General features: G+C 69.6%; 16 protein-coding genes and 1 tRNA gene. 11 read left to right on the top strand and 6 right to left on the bottom strand.

The window, feature by feature from the left end; translation table 11 throughout:
- The first annotated feature begins 7 nt into the window (after nt 1–7).
- The 3 genes from OOT46_RS12865 (at nt 8) to OOT46_RS12855 (ending at nt 4,638) form a co-directional block, all read left to right on the top strand.
- A complete protein-coding gene (locus OOT46_RS12865; RefSeq protein WP_265404104.1) occupies nt 8–430 on the top strand; it encodes a group II truncated hemoglobin in 423 nt (140 codons plus the stop codon).
- A gap of 322 nt (nt 431–752) precedes the next feature.
- Complete coding sequence (locus OOT46_RS12860; RefSeq protein ID WP_265404008.1) at nt 753–1,820, top strand: DUF1996 domain-containing protein; 1,068 nt, start codon at nt 753–755, stop codon at nt 1,818–1,820.
- A 136-nt stretch (nt 1,821–1,956) separates the two neighbouring features.
- Complete coding sequence (locus tag OOT46_RS12855) at nt 1,957–4,638, top strand: DUF1996 domain-containing protein (RefSeq protein WP_265404007.1); 2,682 nt, start codon at nt 1,957–1,959, stop codon at nt 4,636–4,638.
- A 95-nt stretch (nt 4,639–4,733) separates the two neighbouring features.
- Here the strand turns inward: OOT46_RS12855 and OOT46_RS12850 are convergent, their stop codons facing one another.
- From OOT46_RS12850 to OOT46_RS12840, 3 genes are all read right to left on the bottom strand, one after another.
- Nucleotides 4,734–6,863: a heavy metal translocating P-type ATPase gene (locus OOT46_RS12850; RefSeq protein ID WP_265404006.1), complete on the bottom strand. Its 2,130-nt coding sequence runs from the start codon at nt 6,861–6,863 to the stop codon at nt 4,734–4,736.
- A 62-nt stretch (nt 6,864–6,925) separates the two neighbouring features.
- Nucleotides 6,926–7,546 (bottom strand): HMA2 domain-containing protein, encoded by a 621-nt coding sequence (locus OOT46_RS12845; protein ID WP_265404005.1) that lies wholly within the window; start codon nt 7,544–7,546, stop codon nt 6,926–6,928.
- Nucleotides 7,547–7,549: 3 nt separating this feature from the next.
- A complete protein-coding gene (locus OOT46_RS12840) occupies nt 7,550–8,110 on the bottom strand; it encodes a DUF5132 domain-containing protein (RefSeq protein WP_265404004.1) in 561 nt (186 codons plus the stop codon).
- Between the two features lie 371 nt (nt 8,111–8,481).
- Here OOT46_RS12840 and OOT46_RS12835 point away from each other — a divergent pair, with 371 nt between their 5' ends.
- A complete protein-coding gene (locus tag OOT46_RS12835; protein ID WP_265404003.1) occupies nt 8,482–9,084 on the top strand; it encodes a hypothetical protein in 603 nt (200 codons plus the stop codon).
- Between the two features lie 7 nt (nt 9,085–9,091).
- On the opposite strand, the gene OOT46_RS12830 is transcribed toward OOT46_RS12835, so the two are convergent.
- Nucleotides 9,092–10,822 (bottom strand): phosphoethanolamine transferase, encoded by a 1,731-nt coding sequence (locus OOT46_RS12830; protein ID WP_265404002.1) that lies wholly within the window; start codon nt 10,820–10,822, stop codon nt 9,092–9,094.
- A gap of 155 nt (nt 10,823–10,977) precedes the next feature.
- Between OOT46_RS12830 and OOT46_RS12825 the strand changes: the two genes are divergently transcribed.
- From OOT46_RS12825 to OOT46_RS12815, 3 genes are all read left to right on the top strand, one after another.
- Nucleotides 10,978–11,640, top strand: a complete 663-nt coding sequence (locus tag OOT46_RS12825; RefSeq protein WP_265404001.1) for a response regulator — start codon at nt 10,978–10,980, stop codon at nt 11,638–11,640.
- Nucleotides 11,637–13,046 carry an ATP-binding protein gene (locus OOT46_RS12820; RefSeq protein ID WP_265404000.1) on the top strand — a complete coding sequence of 470 codons (1,410 nt, stop codon included), beginning with the start codon at nt 11,637–11,639 and terminating at the stop codon, nt 13,044–13,046. Before OOT46_RS12825 ends, OOT46_RS12820 begins: the two co-directional genes overlap by 4 nt.
- Before the next feature lie 72 nt (nt 13,047–13,118).
- Nucleotides 13,119–13,241, top strand: coding sequence for a hypothetical protein (locus OOT46_RS12815; RefSeq protein ID WP_265403999.1), 123 nt, complete (start codon nt 13,119–13,121; stop codon nt 13,239–13,241).
- Nucleotide 13,242: 1 nt separating this feature from the next.
- On the opposite strand, the gene OOT46_RS12810 is transcribed toward OOT46_RS12815, so the two are convergent.
- Nucleotides 13,243–13,905, bottom strand: a complete 663-nt coding sequence (locus OOT46_RS12810; protein WP_265403998.1) for a Smr/MutS family protein — start codon at nt 13,903–13,905, stop codon at nt 13,243–13,245.
- A 9-nt stretch (nt 13,906–13,914) separates the two neighbouring features.
- Entirely contained in the window at nt 13,915–14,589 is a 675-nt protein-coding gene (radC, locus tag OOT46_RS12805; protein WP_265403997.1) for a RadC family protein, read from the bottom strand.
- Nucleotides 14,590–14,649: 60 nt separating this feature from the next.
- Between radC and OOT46_RS12800 the strand changes: the two genes are divergently transcribed.
- The 4 genes from OOT46_RS12800 (at nt 14,650) to OOT46_RS12785 (ending at nt 17,625) form a co-directional block, all read left to right on the top strand.
- Nucleotides 14,650–15,126 carry an FKBP-type peptidyl-prolyl cis-trans isomerase gene (locus tag OOT46_RS12800; protein WP_265403996.1) on the top strand — a complete coding sequence of 159 codons (477 nt, stop codon included), beginning with the start codon at nt 14,650–14,652 and terminating at the stop codon, nt 15,124–15,126.
- Nucleotides 15,126–16,076 carry a 4-hydroxy-3-methylbut-2-enyl diphosphate reductase gene (gene ispH / locus OOT46_RS12795; protein ID WP_265403995.1) on the top strand — a complete coding sequence of 317 codons (951 nt, stop codon included), beginning with the start codon at nt 15,126–15,128 and terminating at the stop codon, nt 16,074–16,076. The genes OOT46_RS12800 and ispH overlap by 1 nt, the downstream gene beginning before the upstream one ends.
- A gap of 84 nt (nt 16,077–16,160) precedes the next feature.
- Complete coding sequence (gene serS, locus OOT46_RS12790) at nt 16,161–17,468, top strand: serine--tRNA ligase (protein ID WP_265403994.1); 1,308 nt, start codon at nt 16,161–16,163, stop codon at nt 17,466–17,468.
- Between the two features lie 66 nt (nt 17,469–17,534).
- Nucleotides 17,535–17,625, top strand: a tRNA-Ser gene (locus OOT46_RS12785).
- Nucleotides 17,626–17,642: the final 17 nt, after the last annotated feature.

Genomic DNA, 17,642 nt, shown 5'->3' with positions numbered 1-17,642 from the left:
GAACCCTGTGAATGAGAAACGCGACGACGACGACACCGGCCGCGACGCGGCGCCGAGCGCCTTCGAGCTGCTGGGCGGCGAGGCCCGGGTGCGGGAGCTGGCCGATCGCTTCTACGACCTGATGGAGCTGGAGCCGGCCTACCGCGAACTGCGGACCCTGCACCCGCCGCAGATGGAGGGCTCGCGCGACAAGCTGTACTGGTTCCTGTGCGGCTGGCTGGGCGGGCCGCAGCACTACATCGAGCGTTTCGGCCACCCGCGGCTGCGCGCGCGCCACCTGCCGTTTGCCATCGGCATCCGGGAACGCGACCAGTGGATGGCCTGCATGGAGCAGGCCATGCGGGAGATCGGCGTGGAAGCCTTGCTGGCGCACCGCCTGAGTGCGGCCTTCATGAACACCGCAGACTGGATGCGGAACAAGGGTGGCTGAGGCGCCGCGGGGCTTGTCGACGAGCGGTAGCGAGAACGCTGCCAAACGGAAGGCGTTGACGCGGCCTTGGCGTTGCAAGACGTGAATGGTGCGAACAGTCGTGCCTGTCACCGAAACATGCGGCACTGCGACGCGTGTCCCGGCGTCGGCGGCCCCCGGTGAGTAAGGGGTAGCACCGCGCTTCGCCCGATTTACCAAACACCACAAACTCTCTTTGGCACCCTGAGGAGTGGACCTAGGATCCGACCGCGTTTCTTACAACAGCCTGACCGGCTGCCGCGTGCCCAGGCCGGTGTGCGGGAAAAACAAAGCGGAGGCCCCCTTGATCGCGACCCTTGCCGCCGAACGGCACACCTGCTGCGCCCTGTTGTTGTCCCTGTTCGTCGCCGCCTGCGGAGGCGACGGTTCCGGTGGGGAAGAGCAGCCCGGGAGCGCGACCCCCGCCCCCACCTCGGCCTCCGGCCCCGCGGCCAACCCCCATGACGGGCACGGGCCGTTCATCGACGACCGCCTGATCCCGTCCGGCTCGCCCGGCAGCGCCGAGGACAAGGTCTCGGTGACGGGCGAGCGCCCCAGCGCGTCCGACGGCACCGGCGCCTTCCGCACGGTGTGCGGCTACACGCACATGGCCTTCGACGATCCCATCGTCTTCCCGGGCCAGCCGGGGCGCTCGCACCTCCACGCGTTTTTCGGCAACACCGGCGCCAATGGGAACTCGACCGCCGAGAGCATCGCCGGCAGCGGCAACTCGAGCTGCCGCGGCGGCACCGTGAACCGCACGGCCTACTGGGTGCCGGCGATGATCGACACCCGGGAGGGCCGGCCGCTGAAGCCGCTGGACGGCATGTTCTATTACAAGACCGGCTATGCCGGCATCGCGCCCCGGGACATCCAGGCTTTCCCGCCGGGCTTGCGCATGATCGCCGGCAACGCGAAGAACGAATCGCCGTCCGGCCCCTTCCGCTACAAGTGTGTGGGCGCGAATGCCGAGCACCTGGCCGGCGCGTCGATCCAGAACTGCCCGGTGGGCTCCGAGCTGTGGATGGAGGTCTTTTTCCCGCAGTGCTGGGATGGCCGCAACCTCGACTCGGCGGACCACAAGAGCCACATGGCCGACCCGGTCGGCGGGCGCTGCCCGGCCACCCACCCGGTCCCGGTTCCGCAGATCACGTTCAACATCCGCTACGCGGTGACCGAGCCCGACGCGCCGCTGCACTGGCGGCTGTCCTCGGACATGTACGACGCTTCCAAGCCGGGCGGCTATTCAGCCCATGGCGACTGGTGGAACGGCTGGAAGCCCGACATCCAGGACACCTGGATCCGCCACTGCGACCAGGCCGCGCTGGACTGCCATGCGCACCTGCTCGGCGACGGGCGCGCGATCGACTGAAAAGCCGTCGTCGCCCGTGCTTCCCCCACCGTGGAGCGCTCCGGCGTTTTTTCGATCCCGGAGTGGGCGGGGGCCCACCCTCCGTGCCCGGTTCCCCAGGCGCGGATCCATCTATCCAACAAGCAAAGGTTCTGACATGCAAAAAGAATCAGGGACCACCATGCCGCCCCCGGCATGGCATGGCGTAGCACTGTCTATCGTTTTCACCGCCGCTCTGGCAGCCTGCGGAGGCGGTTCCTCCGGCAGTGGCAACCAGGCACAAGCCGCGCAGGCCGGAGGGGACGTCGCGCACGCGGCCCATGCCGGCCACGAGGCCCCCACGGCCCCGGCGGCCGGCAGTGGCACGGCGGTGCCGACCGCCGGCTCGCCGGGACCGGCCTACACCGTGCGCGACGGCAAGCTCTACGACCCCTGCGGCGAGCCCATCGTGCTGCGCGGCGTGAACAAGATGGCGGTGTTCCAGGACCGGGCCGGGAACTCCTTCCCCGAGATTGCCAAAACCGGCGCGAACGTCGTGCGCATCATGTGGGTGACCGGGGTGCCCGCGTCGGAAGCGGTGCAGACCCTGCAGCGCGCGGTGGACTCGCAGCTGATCCCGATGTGGGAACTGCACGACGCGACCGGCAACTTCGGCCGGCTGGCACAGATCGAAGCCTTCTGGACCTCGCCGGCCACGATTGCGGTGCTGCGCCAGTTCGAGTCGCGCCTGCTCGTGAACATTGCCAACGAGGCCGGCGACCAGGTGGCGGACGAAGAGTTCGTCTCGACCTACACCCGCATCATCAACAAGCTGCGCAGCGCGGGCCTGCGCATGCCCCTGGTGATCGACGCGGCCGGCTGGGGCCGCAACATCGAACAGCTGCTGCGCGTGGCGCCGCAGTTGCAGGCGGCCGACCCGCTGCACAACCTGATCTTCTCGTGGCATCCGTACGATCCGGGCACCCAGCAGGTGGAACGCTACACCTCGGCGTTCACGACCGCCGCGGCGGGGAAGATCCCGCTGATCATCGGCGAGTTCGGCCCGACCGGGGCCGGTGCCTGCTCGGAGAAGGTGCCGTACCAGCAACTGATCCGCCAGGCGCAGGCCTACGGCATCGGCTACCTCCCCTGGTCCTGGGACGGTATCGGCAACGACTGCCCCCTGCCTGACGGGACCTCGTCCTTCAACATGGTGCGCGACGGCATCCACCTGTCCACGCTGAAGCCGGGCTGGGCGACAGAGGTGGTGTTGAGCGACTCGGCCAGCATCCGCAACACCTCCAGGCGCACCCACTTCCAGACCACGCGAGGTGCGGGCAGCTGTTCGGCCACCTCGCCGACCCCGACGCCCAACCCGACACCCACGCCCACACCGACGCCGACGCCGACGCCGAACCCCACACCCGAGCAGTGGACCAGGATCGCCTATGAAGGGCAGAACTTCACGGTGACCGGAACCCGGCAGGTGCGCTACGGGAAAAACACGTCCTGGGTCACCAAGACGGTTTCGGGCACGCAGGCCTGCACCAACGCGTTTTTCGGCCGGGACCCGCTGCCAGGGGTCGGCAAGGTGTGTGAACTCGGCAGCTCTTCGAGCACGCCGACACCGACGCCAACACCGAATCCGACGCCAACGCCAACGCCCACGCCCACGCCCACGCCCACGCCCACCCCGGCACCGGGAACCTGGGTCAGGATCGCCAACGAGGGAGGTGCCTTCAGCGTTCAGGGCAGCCGGGTGGTTCGCTACGGTTCGGGCTCGACCTGGATCGAAAAAACCGTCTCCGGCAATGGCCAGTGCACCAACACCTTCTTCGGCCGCGATCCGCTGCGGGGGGTCGTGAAGCAGTGTCAGATCCGGCAGGACGGACCGGTGACACCGACGCCCACGCCGACTCCGACTCCGACTCCGACGCCCAACCCCCACGAGGGCCATGGGCCGTATATCAACAACGCCCTGATCCCGACCGGCGACCCCGGCAGAAGCACGGACCTCCTCTTTCCGACCTCGGAGCGGCCCGCCGCGCAAGAGAACTTCGGTGCCTTCCGCACGGTCTGCCAATTCAGCCACATGGCCTATGACGACCCGATCGTCTTCCCTGGCCAGCCCGGACGCTCGCACCTGCACGCGTTTTTCGGCAACACCGGGGTCAACGGGCATTCGACCGCTCAGAGCATCGCCAACAGCGGCAACTCGACCTGCCGGGGTGGCACGGTCAACCGCTCGGGCTACTGGGTGCCGGCCATGATCGACACCCGCGACGGGCGGCCCCTCAAACCGCTGGAAGCGCATTTCTATTACAAGAGCGGCTACGCCGGCTTCTCGCCGAGCCAGATCAAGACGGTCCCGCAAGGGCTGCGCATGATCGCCGGCGACGCGAAGAGCGACGGGCCGGGCGGCGTGCACCGCTACTCGTGCATCGGCCCCTCGGGTCCCATGAATTCGCAGTCGATCCCGAACTGCCCGGCGGGTTCGATCATGAACCTGGAGATCCTCTTCCCGCAGTGCTGGGACGGCCGCAACCTCGACTCGCCGGACCACAAGAGCCACGTGGCCTACAACACCGTGCCCGGTGTCTGCCCGGCCACCCACCCGGTGGTCATGCCGGCGATCACCTTCAACATCCGTTACAACGTCACCGAAGCGGGCTCACCGCTGCGCTGGCGCCTGAGCTCGGACATGTACGACAGCTCCAAGCCCGGTGGCTATTCGGCGCATGCCGACTGGTTCAACGGCTGGAAGCCGGACATCATGGACACCTTCATCAGGAACTGCACCGCGGGAGGGGTGGACTGCCACTCCCACCTGCTGGGTGACGGGCGGGCGATGGGAGGATGATGTGACGCACCGAGCCTGATCGGGCGCCACGAGGGCGGGCTGGGTGCCCGCCCTTTTTGCTTTCCTGGGCTGCGCCCGCCCCTGCAGCGTGTGGGTCAGAGGCGCCTGGCGCGCGATGCCGCAGGCGCAAACCGCTGGACCATCAGGGGCCGCATCGCATTCAAGGTCGCGGCCAGTGCAGAACCGTTGCTCAGCAGCGTCGACATTGCCGGCGACATCCAGCCCGCGGGCAGCGCCAGCGCGAGCGCCACCGTGTTGAAGCCGGCGATCAGCGTGACGTTCTGGCGCACCAGCGCCATCGCGTCGCGGCTGATGTCGATCGCGTCGACGAGGTGGCGCAGGTTGTTCTCCATCAGCACCACATCCGCTGCATCGCGCGCGATGTCGGCGCCCTCGACCAGGGCCACGCCGACGTCGGCCTGCGCGAGCGCCGGCGAGTCGTTGACGCCGTCGCCCACCATGGCGATGGGCGCGCCGTTGCGCAGCGAGCGCACGATATCCGCCTTGTCGGCCGGCAGCACCTCCGCGTAGTAGCGCCGGATGCCCAGCGAGGCCGCCACCCGCCGAGCGACGCCCTCGCGGTCACCGGTCAGCATCACGACATCCTCGATGCCGCGCTGCCGCAAGGCAGCGATGACGCCGGCCGCCTCAGGCCGCAGTTCGTCGGCATAGGAGATCGCGCCGACCAGGCTCTCGTCGACCGCCACCAGCAGGGCCCCCTGGGCATGGGTTTCGGTGTCGCGCAGGTAGCGCCGGGCACGCGCCATGGCGATGCCGGCCGAGCTCAGGTAGCGCTCGTTGCCGACCCGCACCTGGTGCGGCCCGACCCGGGCGCTCACGCCCAGCCCGATGCTGAAGTCCACGTCCTCGCCGGCCGGCAGCACCAGGCCTCTGGCCCGGCTGGCTTCGACCAGCGCACGCGCCAGCGGGTGGCGCAACTGCGTCTCGGCCGCCGCGGCGAGTTGCAGCACGCGATCGGGCGACAGGCTGCGCGACCAGGCGCGCACGCCGACGATGGCGAGGCGGCCACGGGTCAGCGTGCCGGTCTTGTCGAAGGCCACGCAGCGGAGCTGGGCCAGCTGCTCGATCTGCCGGCCGCTCTTGATCAGGATGCCTTCGCGGGCCGCGCGCAGCATCGAGGACAGCACGCTGGTCGGCGCCGCAACCCGGATGCCGGTGCCGTAGTCCACGATCGCCAGCGACATGAAACGATCGACGTTGCCGCTCAGCGCGAACAGCGCGACGTTGGCACCGAGCAGCGGCGCCACCAGGCCGTCGGCGAACTTCTCGGCGTAGTTCTGGATGCGCGTTTCACCGATCGGCGCGGCTTCGAGCAGCTGCACGATCTTGGCCGCGGCGGTGTCATCGCCGACGTGCAGGACGCGCAGGGTCACCGAACCTTCGACAAGCGAGGAGCCGGCGTACAGCACGTCCCCGATGCGCCGCGTGGCGGGCACCGACTCGCCGGTGATGTGGCGCTGGTCCACCGCGGCCACGCCGGTGCTCACCACCCCGTCGGCCGGCACGATGTCGCCCGCCAGCAGCAGCGCGCCTTGTCCAGGCAGCAGGTCGCGCGCGGCGATCAGCTGCACCGAACCGTCCGCCTCCAGGCGCCGTGCCTGCACGGTCTGGAAGTCGAGCAGGGCACGGATCTCGCGGCGCGAATGCGAGGCGGTGCGGTCGCGGATCGTGTCGCCCAGGTGGACCAGCCAAGCCATCAGTGCGCCCGTGGCCGTCTGGCGCCGCAACAGGGCGATGGCGAGCGCCAGGCCGTCGAGAAAGTCGACGTTCAGACGGTGCTCTTGCAGCAGCGTTCGCAGCGCCCGCTGCCAGATCGGCACACTGCAAACCACCAGCGTGACCCATGAGAACGGCGCCAGGGCCGGCAGGGGCGAGAGCAACAGCGCGCAGCTGGCCCAGGCGAAGGCGTGCCGGCTGTGTGACGGGGCCGGCGGCTCTTCAGCTGGTGCGCTGGGCGGCCCCTGATCGCCCGCCGCATCGAGCACGCCGAGTTCGCGCCTCAGCAGGGTCACGATGGCGCGGGTCTCCCCGCCGTGCTCCACCACAACGCAATCACACGGGAACGTGAAGCGGAACGACTGCACCAGCGGGTGCGTACCCAGACAGGACTCGATGGCGCGACGACGCTGCGGATGGACCCGCAGCAGGGGGATGCGCAGGCGGCAACGCCCGGGAATAGCATGCAGCAGGGCCAATGAGCTCATGTGGGCGCGGTCCAAGCAAAGGAAGAGGCAGGCCAGGTCAATGAACCGGGCCCCGGGAGCGATCAGGTGCGGGCCTCCGGCAGCCAGGGCGGCCCGGTGGGCACGGCGGGCCGCCCGCTGGCTGGACCGGGCGCGGGGGACGACTGGCGATGCAGGCTCAGAAACGAGTTGAGGGCGAAGATGGCGAGTGTCATCCACATCGGCGTGCCCTCACGGCGGCGCGGGCTCAGGCCGCTCGCCGCCGCGGCCAGCACCGGCATCAGCAGCTTGAGGTCCAGGTATCCGTCGCTGGCTTGCCGCAGCGAGCGGTCCAGCCCGGTCGTCGCGCGGACGAGGGCCCGCGCAACGTGCGAGTGGTCCCCCTCCGGCGAGGCCGGGGCCGCATCGCAGCGCCGTGCCCGAGGGGCGCCGGAGGGCGCCGCGTCGAATGCCAACCAGCCCCGCAGGGCCTCCTGGCTGGACAAACGTTGCGGGAAGTCGCCGTCGGCGCAGTCGTACTGGATCACGAGGCTCGCCGCTGCCACGTTGATGCGCACCGATTCGACACCGGACAGGCTTTTCAACAGGCCCTGCAACTGCTCAAGGAAAGCGGCCTCGTCGTGTCGCTCCTCGACGCGGATGCGCAGCCGCCCGGGCACGTGGTGGACCACGCGGGCATCGCGCGCCAAGGGCGGGCTGGCCATGGCTCACTCCCCGCTGGCCGCGTGAGAGGCACTGCCGTGCGAGACGCTGGTCCGAGTCGATGGCAGCGGCCGCCGCAGGCGCTCGCTGCGCTCGGTCTGCACTTCGGCCACCATGTCCTGCACCTGCTCACCGGCCTCGGCCGCCATTTCGCGCGCCTTGTCGGTGACGGCCAAGCCAGCGCGCATGACGGTCTTCACGACCGGGCGCAAGGTCTGCCCGACCTGCGGGAACATCTTGCCGAGCAGCACCGCTCCGGCGCCGATCAGAATGCCGGGAATCAGCTCCGCTTCGATCAACGCGGCGCCGACCCCGACCGCGACCGCGGTGCCCACCGATCCGACATTGCCCGCGATGTCGTCAGGCTCCGTCGCGGAGCGGCGCGCGCGAGTGTCGCGCGCCCGTTCGCGACCGTCGGCGCTCAAGGGCTCGGATATTTCCTGCTCGGCTTGGATGTCAGTGGCGCGGGCTTCGGTGATGCTGTCGTCCTGGCCCTCATGCCCGGTGGTCTCGTTGTTGGGGCCCTCGGGCGAGTCGGATTCATCGCTGCTGGAACGCTTCGGCATGTCTAACCCCCTTTAAAGGTGAACTGTCATCAGGGATTCATGCAATTTAGGTCGGAACTTCGCCGTGGCAAGGAAGGCCTTGCTTTCCTCTTGGAGATCATTACACCGAGTCACGAGAGGAGCTGAACAGGTGCATCTGCATGAAACGCGTTCCCTGTCTCGGGGCACGGTCATCAATCTGTCTTGCCGGACGGCCATGCTGGCAGGCGCCATCCCGTGAAGACCCCTTCGAAAGCGCCATGACATCCCCGGTCGCACTGCTCCATGCTCCCTGCTTCCTGCAGGTGCAAGCCCCCGTCGCCGCGCGCCGTTCGGTGGCGTGCCTGCCAGTTCTGACTTGCGCTGCCGCACGGACTGGTTCCCCTGGTCGGGTGCAGGCCCGGCTTCAGGTGGTGCACCACACGACAGGACGCACGAGACTGCGGATCGACACGGCGCGCGGGCCGGTGCCCCCCTGGGATCAACTGGTCGTGGCGCTGGTCCAAATGCGTGATGTCCTCGCCTTCCGGCTGGTTAGGGCCTGCGCCTCGCTCACGGTGTTCCACGCGCTGCCGCTTGCCGAGGTCGTGGCCAAGGTGGAGCAGGCGCTGCACCGGGCTGCCGCCATGCACCATCGCGGCTCGCAGGAAGCGCCGCCCGCCGTGCCCGCAGCACCTGTCCGGTGCGCCACCACGAGCCGGGCCCGGGCCGCCCGGCGGCAGCTGCTCGCCTGTGCGCTTGCCGATCTGGCCTTGACCCTGATGCCGCAGGCCTCGGTGCCGGCGCTCACGGCCCTGCGCCTTCTCGTGACCGCGGTCAGCGCGGCGCTGCAACACCGCGCCCGGTCCCTGGCCGAACCGCCGCGCTGCGCCCGTTTCGTCGAGGGCCTGGCGTGCATCGTGGCGTTGCTGCGTGCCGAGCACTGGGTGCGGGCGCTGTTGGCCATCCTGCTGCGTCCTGTTCTGACGCGGATGGTCGGCTGCGCCGCGGCCTGACGCCTGTTCAGCCCTGGGGCCTTGGCGCGGCCGGCACGGCGATCGGGGTGCCGGCCCTGGCCGCGGCAGGCGTGCGACAGCCCGCCGAGAGATCCATCTCCGCGTCGTATACCTTGGTCCGCACGTCCAGCAGGCCGAGCACGGTGTGGAACAGGTGGTCGTGGCTTGCCGGCCGACGCGCGCGGTCCTTCAGGCAGCCCGGGTCCACGCCGAAGCGTTCCGCATAGCCACGCGAGAACCACATCACCATCGGCACGCGGGTCTGCTCCGCCGGCGCGATGGCGTAGGGCAGGCCGTGCAGGTAGAGCCCGTTCTCGCCCAGCGATTCCCCGTGGTCCGACACATAGAGCAGGGCCGTGTCGCGCTCGCTCTGCGCCTCTTGCAGCCGCCGGATCGCCTGGCCCAGCACATGGTCGCCATAGAGCAGGGCGTTGTCGTAGCTGTTGACGATCTGCTCGCGGGTGCAGTTGCGCAGCTCGGTGCTGTCGCAGGTCGGCAGGTAGCGCCGGAACGCCGCCGGGTAGCGCTTGAAATAGGCCGGGCCGTGATTGCCCAGCTCGTGCAGCACCACCACCTGGTTGCCCTGCGGGTCCGTGGCCACCCCTTCCAGTCGCTGCAGCAGGATCTCGTCCAGGCACAATCCGTCGGTGCACAGGCCGGCCGTCGTCAAGCTGTCCAGCTGCTGCAACGTCAGGCCGTCGCACACACCCTTGCAGCCGGACTGGTTGTCGCGCCACGTCACCCGCAGCCCGGCGCGCCGCAGCACGTGCAGCAGCGACTCGTGCGAGAGGATACGTTGTTCGTCGTAGTCGCGCCGGCCCCAGGGCGAGAACATGCAGGGCAGCGAGACCTCGGTGTTGGTGCCGCAGGTGCTCACCTCCGCAAAGTTCACCACGTCGAGCGCCGCGAGTTCCGGGGTGGTCTGGCGGGCGTAGCCGTTGAGGCCCCAGTTGGCCGCGCGTACGGTCTCGCCCACCACCAGCATGAACAGCACCGGCTTGCGGCCGGGCTGCCAGGCCGGGCCCAGCCGGGCATCGGTGCCGATCGGCTCGCGCGTGCCCAGCCACACCGGCTGCCGCGGCTTGACCAAACGTGCCAGCGCATGGACGTAGGTGCCGGGCATGATCTGGTAACGCAGCGCCTTGTGGTTGCGCATCAGGCCCGACAGGTCCTGGAAGACCAGCAGCATGGCCAGGGCCGCCACCAGCAGCGCGGCCCAGAGGGCCAGCAGGCGGCGGGTTGCGGCCCGGCGCCAGCCGCGCCGCAGCAGCGGCGTGCGATACAGCAGCCAGGCGGGCAGGGCGGCTTGCCAGGCGAGCGTCTCCAGCAGTCCGAAGGACAGCAGCTCGCGCGCCTCCTTCCAGTCGGTGGCCAGCACGTTGCGCAGCATCGAGCTGTCGAGCACGATGCCCAAGCGTTGCATGAAATGGGCGCCGCAGGCGGTCGCGACCAGCAGGGCCGCGAGCAGCGGCCGGGCCCAGCGCTCGCCCAGCAGCAGGCACAGGCCCGCGAACTGCAGCAGGGTCAGCGCGATGCCGCAGGCGGCCAGGACGCCCCAGGTCGCCGGCTCGGCCAGCGAGCGGTCTTCCAGCACGCCGTGCCAGAACGACGCGTTGCTGACCAGCGTGAACCACAGGCTCGCGCACAGCGCCAATCCTTCCTGCGACATCGGGCGCCGCGCGGGCAGCAAGAGGCCGGGCGGGGCCAGGACAGCGGCAGGGCAAGACAGCAGTTTCATTGGGCGGCGTGCGCTGCCTCCAGTGGCAGCGAACCGGCGCGATGATCCCCAGCCGCGACTTAAGCCTTGCTTAAGCGCGCCGGCACGGCGGCGCCGCGCGGAGATAATGCACAGCGAAGAGAAGCACCCACCCCCTGCCGCCTTCCTTCCCGCTGATGCGTATCCTCCTCGTCGAAGACGACGCCATGATCGGAACGGCCGTGCGCCAGGGCCTGCGCGACGCCGGTTTCTCGGTTGACTGGGTCCGCGACGGGCGCGCGGCGGAGTTGTCGCTCGCCAACGGCGTCTACCACCTGGCCCTGCTCGACCTGGGCCTGCCGCGCAAGGACGGCATGGCGGTGCTGCAGGGCCTGCGCGCTCGTGGCGACTCGCTGCCGGTGCTCGTGACGACCGCTCGCGATGCGGTCAGCGACCGCATCGCCGGGCTCAACGCCGGGGCCGACGACTATGTGCTCAAGCCCTTCGATCTCGACGAGCTGGTGGCCCGCATCCGTGCGCTGCTGCGTCGCCAGGCCGGCAGCGCCTCGCCGGTCTACCAGGCCGGCGACCTGGTGCTGGACCCGGTGCGCAAGCGGGTGACCCTGGCCGGGGAGGCGGTGCTTCTGTCGGCTCGCGAGTTCGCGCTGCTGGAGGCCTTGATGATCCGGCCCGGCGCGGTGCTGTCCCGCCAGCAATTGGAGGAAGCCGTCTACGGCTGGCTCGACGAGGTCGCGAGCAATGCGATCGAGGTGCACCTGCACCACCTGCGCAAGAAGCTGGGCGCCGACCGCATCCGCAACGTGCGTGGTGTTGGCTACCGGCTGGCCGAGACACCGTGACCTCGATCCGCCGCCACCTGCTGGGCTGGATGCTGGGCGCGTTGAGTGCCGGAGCGGCCCTGCTGCTGGTCGCGTCCTATCTGGTCACCTTGGAAGAGCTAAGCGAGGTGTTCGACGAGAACCTGAAGCAGGTCGCCCTCGCGGTCGCCAGCCATCACGCCTTCGGTCATGGCTATGCGCCGCGCACCCGCGCCGAGCTGCCGGCGCTGCCGCAGCGCTATGAGCTTCCGCCCTTGCCCGAGCGCTACGAGCGCGAGGCCAGGTTCGACTATGTGACGCTGGCCTGGCGGCACGACGGGCAGCGCCTGTTCGCCTCCGATCCCGCCGTGCGGGTACCGCTGCTGCGCCACGACGGCTTGGCCACCGTGCCGGTCGGGCCGGAACACTGGCGCGTCTACACCCTGGTGCTGCCGCAGGGCATCGTGCAGGCGGCCCAGCCGGTCGGCGCGCGCCACCTGCTCGCCGTCGAGACCACCGTCACGATGCTCGCGCCGGCGCTGCTGGTGATCGTGCTCACCGCGGTGCTGCTCGTGGTGGCGCTGCGCCGCGGCCTGCAGCCCTTGCAGCTGGCGGCCGACCGGGTGGCGGCGCGCAGCGAGCGCTCCCTGGAGCCGATCGGCCGGGGCGACCTGCCGCGCGAGGTCCACCCGCTGATCGGCGCCATCAACGGCCTGATGGAGCGGCTCTCGCAGGCGTTCCGCAGCCAGCGCCAGTTCGTCGCCGACGCAGCGCACGAACTGCGCACGCCGCTGACGGCGCTGCGCCTGCAGCTGCAGCTGCTCGAGCGCAGCCGGGACGAGGCGGCGCGCGCGGCCGCCGTCGTGCAGCTGCGCGCCGGCATCGAGCGCTCGCAGCACCTGGTGGAGCAGCTGCTGCAGCTCTCGCGCGTGGAGCCCGACGCGCCGACCCGGCCCTTCGAGGCGGTCGAGCTGGACGGCCTGGTGCGCCAGGTGGTCGGCGAGCTGAGCATCAAGGCCGAGCACCAGGGCATCGACCTGGGCGCGCAGACGGGTGACGGCGTGCAGGTGCAGGGCGACCGCCACCAGTTGCACGTGCTGCTGGCCAACCTGGTCGAGAACGCGATCCGCTACTGCCCGCCGGGCAGCGTCGTCGACGTGCGGGCCGAGCACCTGCCGGAAGGACCGGCGTTGCGGGTGGTGGACAACGGCCCCGGCATCGTGCCGGCCGAGCGTGAGCGGGTGTTCGACCGCTTCTACCGCGGCGAGGGCCTGCAGGAGCGCGTCGATGTCCCGGGCAGCGGGCTCGGGCTGGCGATCGTGGCCGCGATCGCGCAGCGCCACCAGGCGCAGGTCTCGCTGCACACGTCGGCCGGCGGCCGGGGCCTGGAGGCCCGGGTGGTGTTCGCGCCCGCCCGGCACCTGCCCAAGGTGGCGGCGGGCACCTGAGGGGTGCTTAAGCAGCGCTTAAGTCGGGCGGCGAGAGCATCGGCGCCTCTGCCTTTCACTGCTCGCCCCGCCATGCACCGTTCTGCTCCGTCTACCGCCCGGTTTCGGCTGATCCGCCAACTGGCGCTGCGCGCCCTGTCTGCCCTGGCCTGGCTGGTCGTCGGTTACTCCGCGGTGTTTATCCTCTTCGACTGAGCTATGCGGCGCGCGCCCGCGGCAGCTCGCTGCTGGGCTTGAGCAGCACCACCAGCGCCCCGTTGCCGCCCTCCGAGGCGCGCGCCTGGACGTAGGCGATCACCTCGTTCTTCTGCACCAGCCAGCTGCGCACCTTGGCCTTGAGCACCGGCTCTCGACCCGGCGAGCCGTTGCCCTTGCCGTGGATCACGCGCACGCAGCGCAGGCCGTCGCGCACCGCCTCGCGCAGGAAGCCCGCCAGCTGCTCGCGTGCTTCGTCGCGGCGCAGGCCGTGCAGGTCGATCTGGCTCTGGATCACCCAGTCGCCGCGGCGCAGGCGCTTGACCACCTCCAGGCTGATGCCGGGGCGCCGGAACGACAGCGCCTCGTCGGTCTCCAGCAGACTCTCGACATCGAACTCGTCGCTGATGGCTTCGCGCAGCACCTCCTGCTCGTCGAGCCGGCGCTGGAAGGGCAGGGGCTCGGGACGGGGCCGGTCGAGCTCGGCCAGGCCGCGCTCCTTGATCTGGTGGACCTGGCCGACACTGCGCACGAACAGCTCGCGTTCGCGCCGGGCGCGCTCTTCGGCGGCGCGTTTCTCGGCCTCGCGCTGCTGCGCCTCGCGGGCCTGTTCCTGCAGCAACTTCCTGACGGCGCCCAGTTCGGCGAAGCTCTTGGCTCTCATCGCAAAACCTTACAACAGTCCGCGTTCGGCGAAGGACACGGCCTCACCGCGGCCGACGACCACATGGTCCAGCACCTTCACGTCGATCAGCGAGAGCGCCGTCTGCAGGGTGCGGGTCAGGTATTCGTCGGCCTTGGACGGCTCGGCGTGGCCCGAGGGGTGGTTGTGCGCGAGGATCACGGCGGCGGCGTTGTGCGCCAGCGCGCGCTTGAGCACCTCGCGCGGATAGACGCTGGTCTGGGTCAGGGTGCCGCGAAAGAGTTCCTCCAGCGCCAGCAGCCGGTTCTGCGCATCGAGAAACAGTGCCGCGAAAACCTCGTGCGGGCGCGCGCCCAGCTGCAGCCGCAGGTAGTGCTTGACCTGCTCGGGCGCCTCGAAGGCAGGGCGTGTCTGCAGTTGCTCCGCCAGCGCCCGGCGGGCCAGCTCCAGCACCGCGGCCAGCTCGGCCCGCTTGGCGGGGCCCAGGCCCTTGACGGCCTTCAAGGCATCGCTGCCGGCGTGCAGCAGCCCCGAGATGCCGCCAAAACCCTTCAGCAGCTGCTCGGCCAGCTGCAGCACCGACAGACCCTGCAGCCCGGTGCGCAGCAGCAGTGCCAGCAGCTCGGCGTCGGCCAGCGCGGACGGGCCGAGGGCCAGCATCTTTTCGCGGGGACGGGCGTCGAGCGGCAGTTCCTTGAGGAGCATGACCCGGGTGGAAGCAGGTGGAGCGGCGATGTGCCGGCGGCGCCGAGGGCGGCTTTTACAATGCACGCAGTCTACAAAACCGAGGTGCCGCTGGTGGCCGCAGTACAACCCGGGTCTTTCCTGACCCTGCACTACCGACTGATCGGTCCCGACGGGGCCGACATCATCAACACGTTCAACGACAAGCCTGCGACCCTGGCGCTGGGCACCGGCGAACTGGCCCCTGCGATGGAGCAGCGCCTCATCGGCCTGGAGGAGGGCAGCCGCACCCGCTTCGAGCTGGCGCCGGGCGAAGCCTTCGGCGAGCGCAACCCGGAGATGGTGCAGCGCGTGAAACGCTCGCTGATGGACCAGCTCGGCGACCCCGACGAGACCTACCACGTCGGCGACGTGGTGCAGTTCCCGACCCCCGACGGCACGGCCAGCTACGCCGGCGTGGTGCGCGAGATCGGCGAGGACTGGCTGCTGTTCGACTTCAACCACCCGCTGGCGGGCCAGCCCGTCAGTTTCGAGGTTCAACTGATCGGGGTGCTGTGATGCAAGCTGCCGGACGTGAAATCCTGCTGGCCGAGCCGCGCGGCTTCTGCGCCGGCGTGGACCGGGCGATCGAGATCGTCGAACGGGCCCTGCAGCAGTTCGGCGCGCCCATCTACGTGCGCCACGAGATCGTGCACAACACCTACGTGGTGGCCGACCTCAAGGCCAAGGGCGCCATCTTCATCGAGGACCTGGCCGAGGTGCCGCCCGGCGCCGTGCTGGTTTTCAGCGCCCACGGTGTCAGCAAGGCGGTGCGCACCGAAGCGACAGGCCGCGGCTTCCAGGTCTTCGACGCGACCTGCCCGCTGGTGACCAAGGTGCACGTCGAGGTCGCGAAGCTGCACAAGGAAGGCTACGAGTTCATCATGATCGGCCACAAGGGGCACCCCGAGGTCGAGGGCACGATGGGCCAGCTCAGCGACGGCATCTATCTGGTCGAGGACGTTGCCGACGTCGCGCGCGTGCAGGTCAGGAATCCGTCGCGCCTGGCGGTCGTGACGCAGACCACGCTCAGCGTGGACGACGCCGCCGAGATCATGGCCGCGGTGAAAGCACGTTTCCCGGAGGTGCGCGAGCCCAAGCGCCAGGACATCTGCTATGCGACGCAGAACCGCCAGGACGCGGTGAAGGTGCTGGCGCCCCAGGTCGACCTCGTCATCGTCGTCGGCAGCCCGACCAGCTCCAACAGCAACCGGCTGCGCGAGGTGGCGCAGCGCAAGGGCACCGAGGCCTACATGGTGGACCAGCCCGACGACCTGAAACCGGAGTGGTTCGAGGGCAAGCGGCGCGTCGGCCTGACCGCCGGCGCCTCGGCGCCGGAGATCCTGGTGGACCAGGTCATCGCTCGCATCCGCTCGCTCGGCGCGGTCTCGGTGCGGCGCATGGAAGGCGTCGAGGAGACGGTGCGCTTTCCGCTGCCCAAGGGCCTGGGCGGCAGTGGACTGCGCTGAGCAGCCGCCTACATACAATCTTTCCTTCCACCCGGCTTTCTCAACCCGAACTGACCCGGGGGCTGCCTGCCCCCGCCCCCCTTCATGCTCGACATCACCCTGCTGCGCAAAGACCTGGACGGCGTGACCGCCCGGCTTGCCACGCGCAAGTCGCCGCAACCCTTCCTCGACGTCGACCGGTTCAAGGCCCTGGAATCCGAACGCAAGAGCCTGCAGACCCGGACCGAGGAGCTGCAGTCGCGCCGCAACAGCCTGTCCAAGCAGATCGGCCAGCTCAAGGCCAAGGGCGAGGACACGGCCGCCGTGATGGCCGAGGTCGGCGGCATCGGCGACGAGCTCAAGGCCTCGGCCGAGCGCCTGGAGGCCCTCCAGGCCGAGCTCAACGAGTTGCTGCTCTACCTGCCCAACCTGCCGCACCCGAGCGTGCCGGTGGGCCATGACGAATCGGCCAATGTCGAGCTGCACCGCTGGAGCCCCGAAGGCCAGGCGCCGCGCAGCTTCGACTTCCCGGTCAAGGACCACGTCGACCTGGGCGCCCCGCTGGGCCTGGACTTCGAGACCGGCGCCAAGCTCTCGGGCACGCGCTTCACCTTCATGCGCGGGCCCGTGGCGCGGCTGCACCGTGCGCTGGCCCAGTTCATGCTGGACCTGCAGACCGGCGAGCACGGCTACACCGAGTGCTACACGCCCTACATCGTCAATGCCGAAGCACTGGTGGGCACCAACCAGCTGCCGAAGTTCAAGGACGACATGTTCTGGGTCTCGCGCGGCGGCGACGACAGTGGCACCGTGCAATACCTGATCTCGACGGCCGAGGTCTCGCTGACCAACAGCGTGCGCGAGCAGATCCTCTCGGCCGAGGAGCTGCCCATCCGCCTGACTGCCCACAGCCCCTGCTTCCGCTCGGAGGCGGGCAGTGCCGGCCGCGACACCCGCGGGCTGATCCGCCAGCACCAGTTCGACAAGGTCGAGATGGTGCAGGTGGTGCACCCCGAGAAGAGCTACGAGGCGCTGGAGGAGATGCGCGGCCACGCCGAAGCGGTGCTGCAGAAGCTGGGGCTGCCCTACCGCGTGGTGGCGCTGTGTACCGGCGACCTGGGTTTCGGCGCGGCCAAGACCTACGACCTGGAGGTCTGGCTGCCGGCGCAGAACACCTACCGCGAGATCAGCTCGGTCTCGAACTGCGAGGCATTCCAGGCCCGCCGCATGCAGGCGCGTTTCAAGAATGCCCAGGGCAAGACCGAGCTGGTGCACACGCTCAACGGCTCGGGCCTGGCGGTCGGGCGCACCCTGGTGGCGGTGCTGGAGAACTACCAGCGGGCCGACGGCAGCATCGAGGTACCGGCCGTGTTGCGGCCTTACCTGGGGGGGCTTGCAGAACTGCGGCCCTGATGCGCTACAATCGCTGACTTCGCTTTACGCGACGACCCGCGAGCTTAAAAGCTAAAGCGAACACCAGGAAAGGTGGCAGAGTGGTCGAATGCGCCGGACTCGAAATCCGGTATACGGTTTTACCGTATCGAGGGTTCGAATCCCTCCCTTTCCGCCAACTAAGTCCTTGATCTT

This window comes from Aquabacterium sp. A7-Y (assembly GCF_026153205.1).
Taxonomy (GTDB): domain Bacteria; phylum Pseudomonadota; class Gammaproteobacteria; order Burkholderiales; family Burkholderiaceae_C; genus Caldimonas.
Note: the sequence above shows the minus strand (reverse complement) of the source record. Positions and strands in the feature narration are given on the sequence as shown.

What these genes read in the sequence shown, in the direction of transcription:
- OOT46_RS12815 (WP_265403999.1), top strand. Translation starts at nt 13,119, where the DNA reads ATGCACCGTTCTGCTCCGTCTACCGCCCGGTTTCGGCTGATCCGCCAA.
- ispH (WP_265403995.1), top strand. Translation starts at nt 15,126, where the DNA reads ATGCAAGCTGCCGGACGTGAAATCCTGCTGGCCGAGCCGCGCGGCTTC.
- OOT46_RS12840 (WP_265404004.1), bottom strand. Translation starts at nt 8,110, where the DNA reads ATGCCGAAGCGTTCCAGCAGCGATGAATCCGACTCGCCCGAGGGCCCC.
- OOT46_RS12850 (WP_265404006.1), bottom strand. Translation starts at nt 6,863, where the DNA reads ATGAGCTCATTGGCCCTGCTGCATGCTATTCCCGGGCGTTGCCGCCTG.
- OOT46_RS12800 (WP_265403996.1), top strand. Translation starts at nt 14,650, where the DNA reads ATGCACGCAGTCTACAAAACCGAGGTGCCGCTGGTGGCCGCAGTACAA.
- OOT46_RS12810 (WP_265403998.1), bottom strand. Translation starts at nt 13,905, where the DNA reads ATGAGAGCCAAGAGCTTCGCCGAACTGGGCGCCGTCAGGAAGTTGCTG.
- radC (WP_265403997.1), bottom strand. Translation starts at nt 14,589, where the DNA reads ATGCTCCTCAAGGAACTGCCGCTCGACGCCCGTCCCCGCGAAAAGATG.
- serS (WP_265403994.1), top strand. Translation starts at nt 16,161, where the DNA reads ATGCTCGACATCACCCTGCTGCGCAAAGACCTGGACGGCGTGACCGCC.
- OOT46_RS12830 (WP_265404002.1), bottom strand. Translation starts at nt 10,822, where the DNA reads ATGAAACTGCTGTCTTGCCCTGCCGCTGTCCTGGCCCCGCCCGGCCTC.
- OOT46_RS12845 (WP_265404005.1), bottom strand. Translation starts at nt 7,546, where the DNA reads ATGGCCAGCCCGCCCTTGGCGCGCGATGCCCGCGTGGTCCACCACGTG.
- OOT46_RS12855 (WP_265404007.1), top strand. Translation starts at nt 1,957, where the DNA reads ATGCAAAAAGAATCAGGGACCACCATGCCGCCCCCGGCATGGCATGGC.
- OOT46_RS12825 (WP_265404001.1), top strand. Translation starts at nt 10,978, where the DNA reads ATGCGTATCCTCCTCGTCGAAGACGACGCCATGATCGGAACGGCCGTG.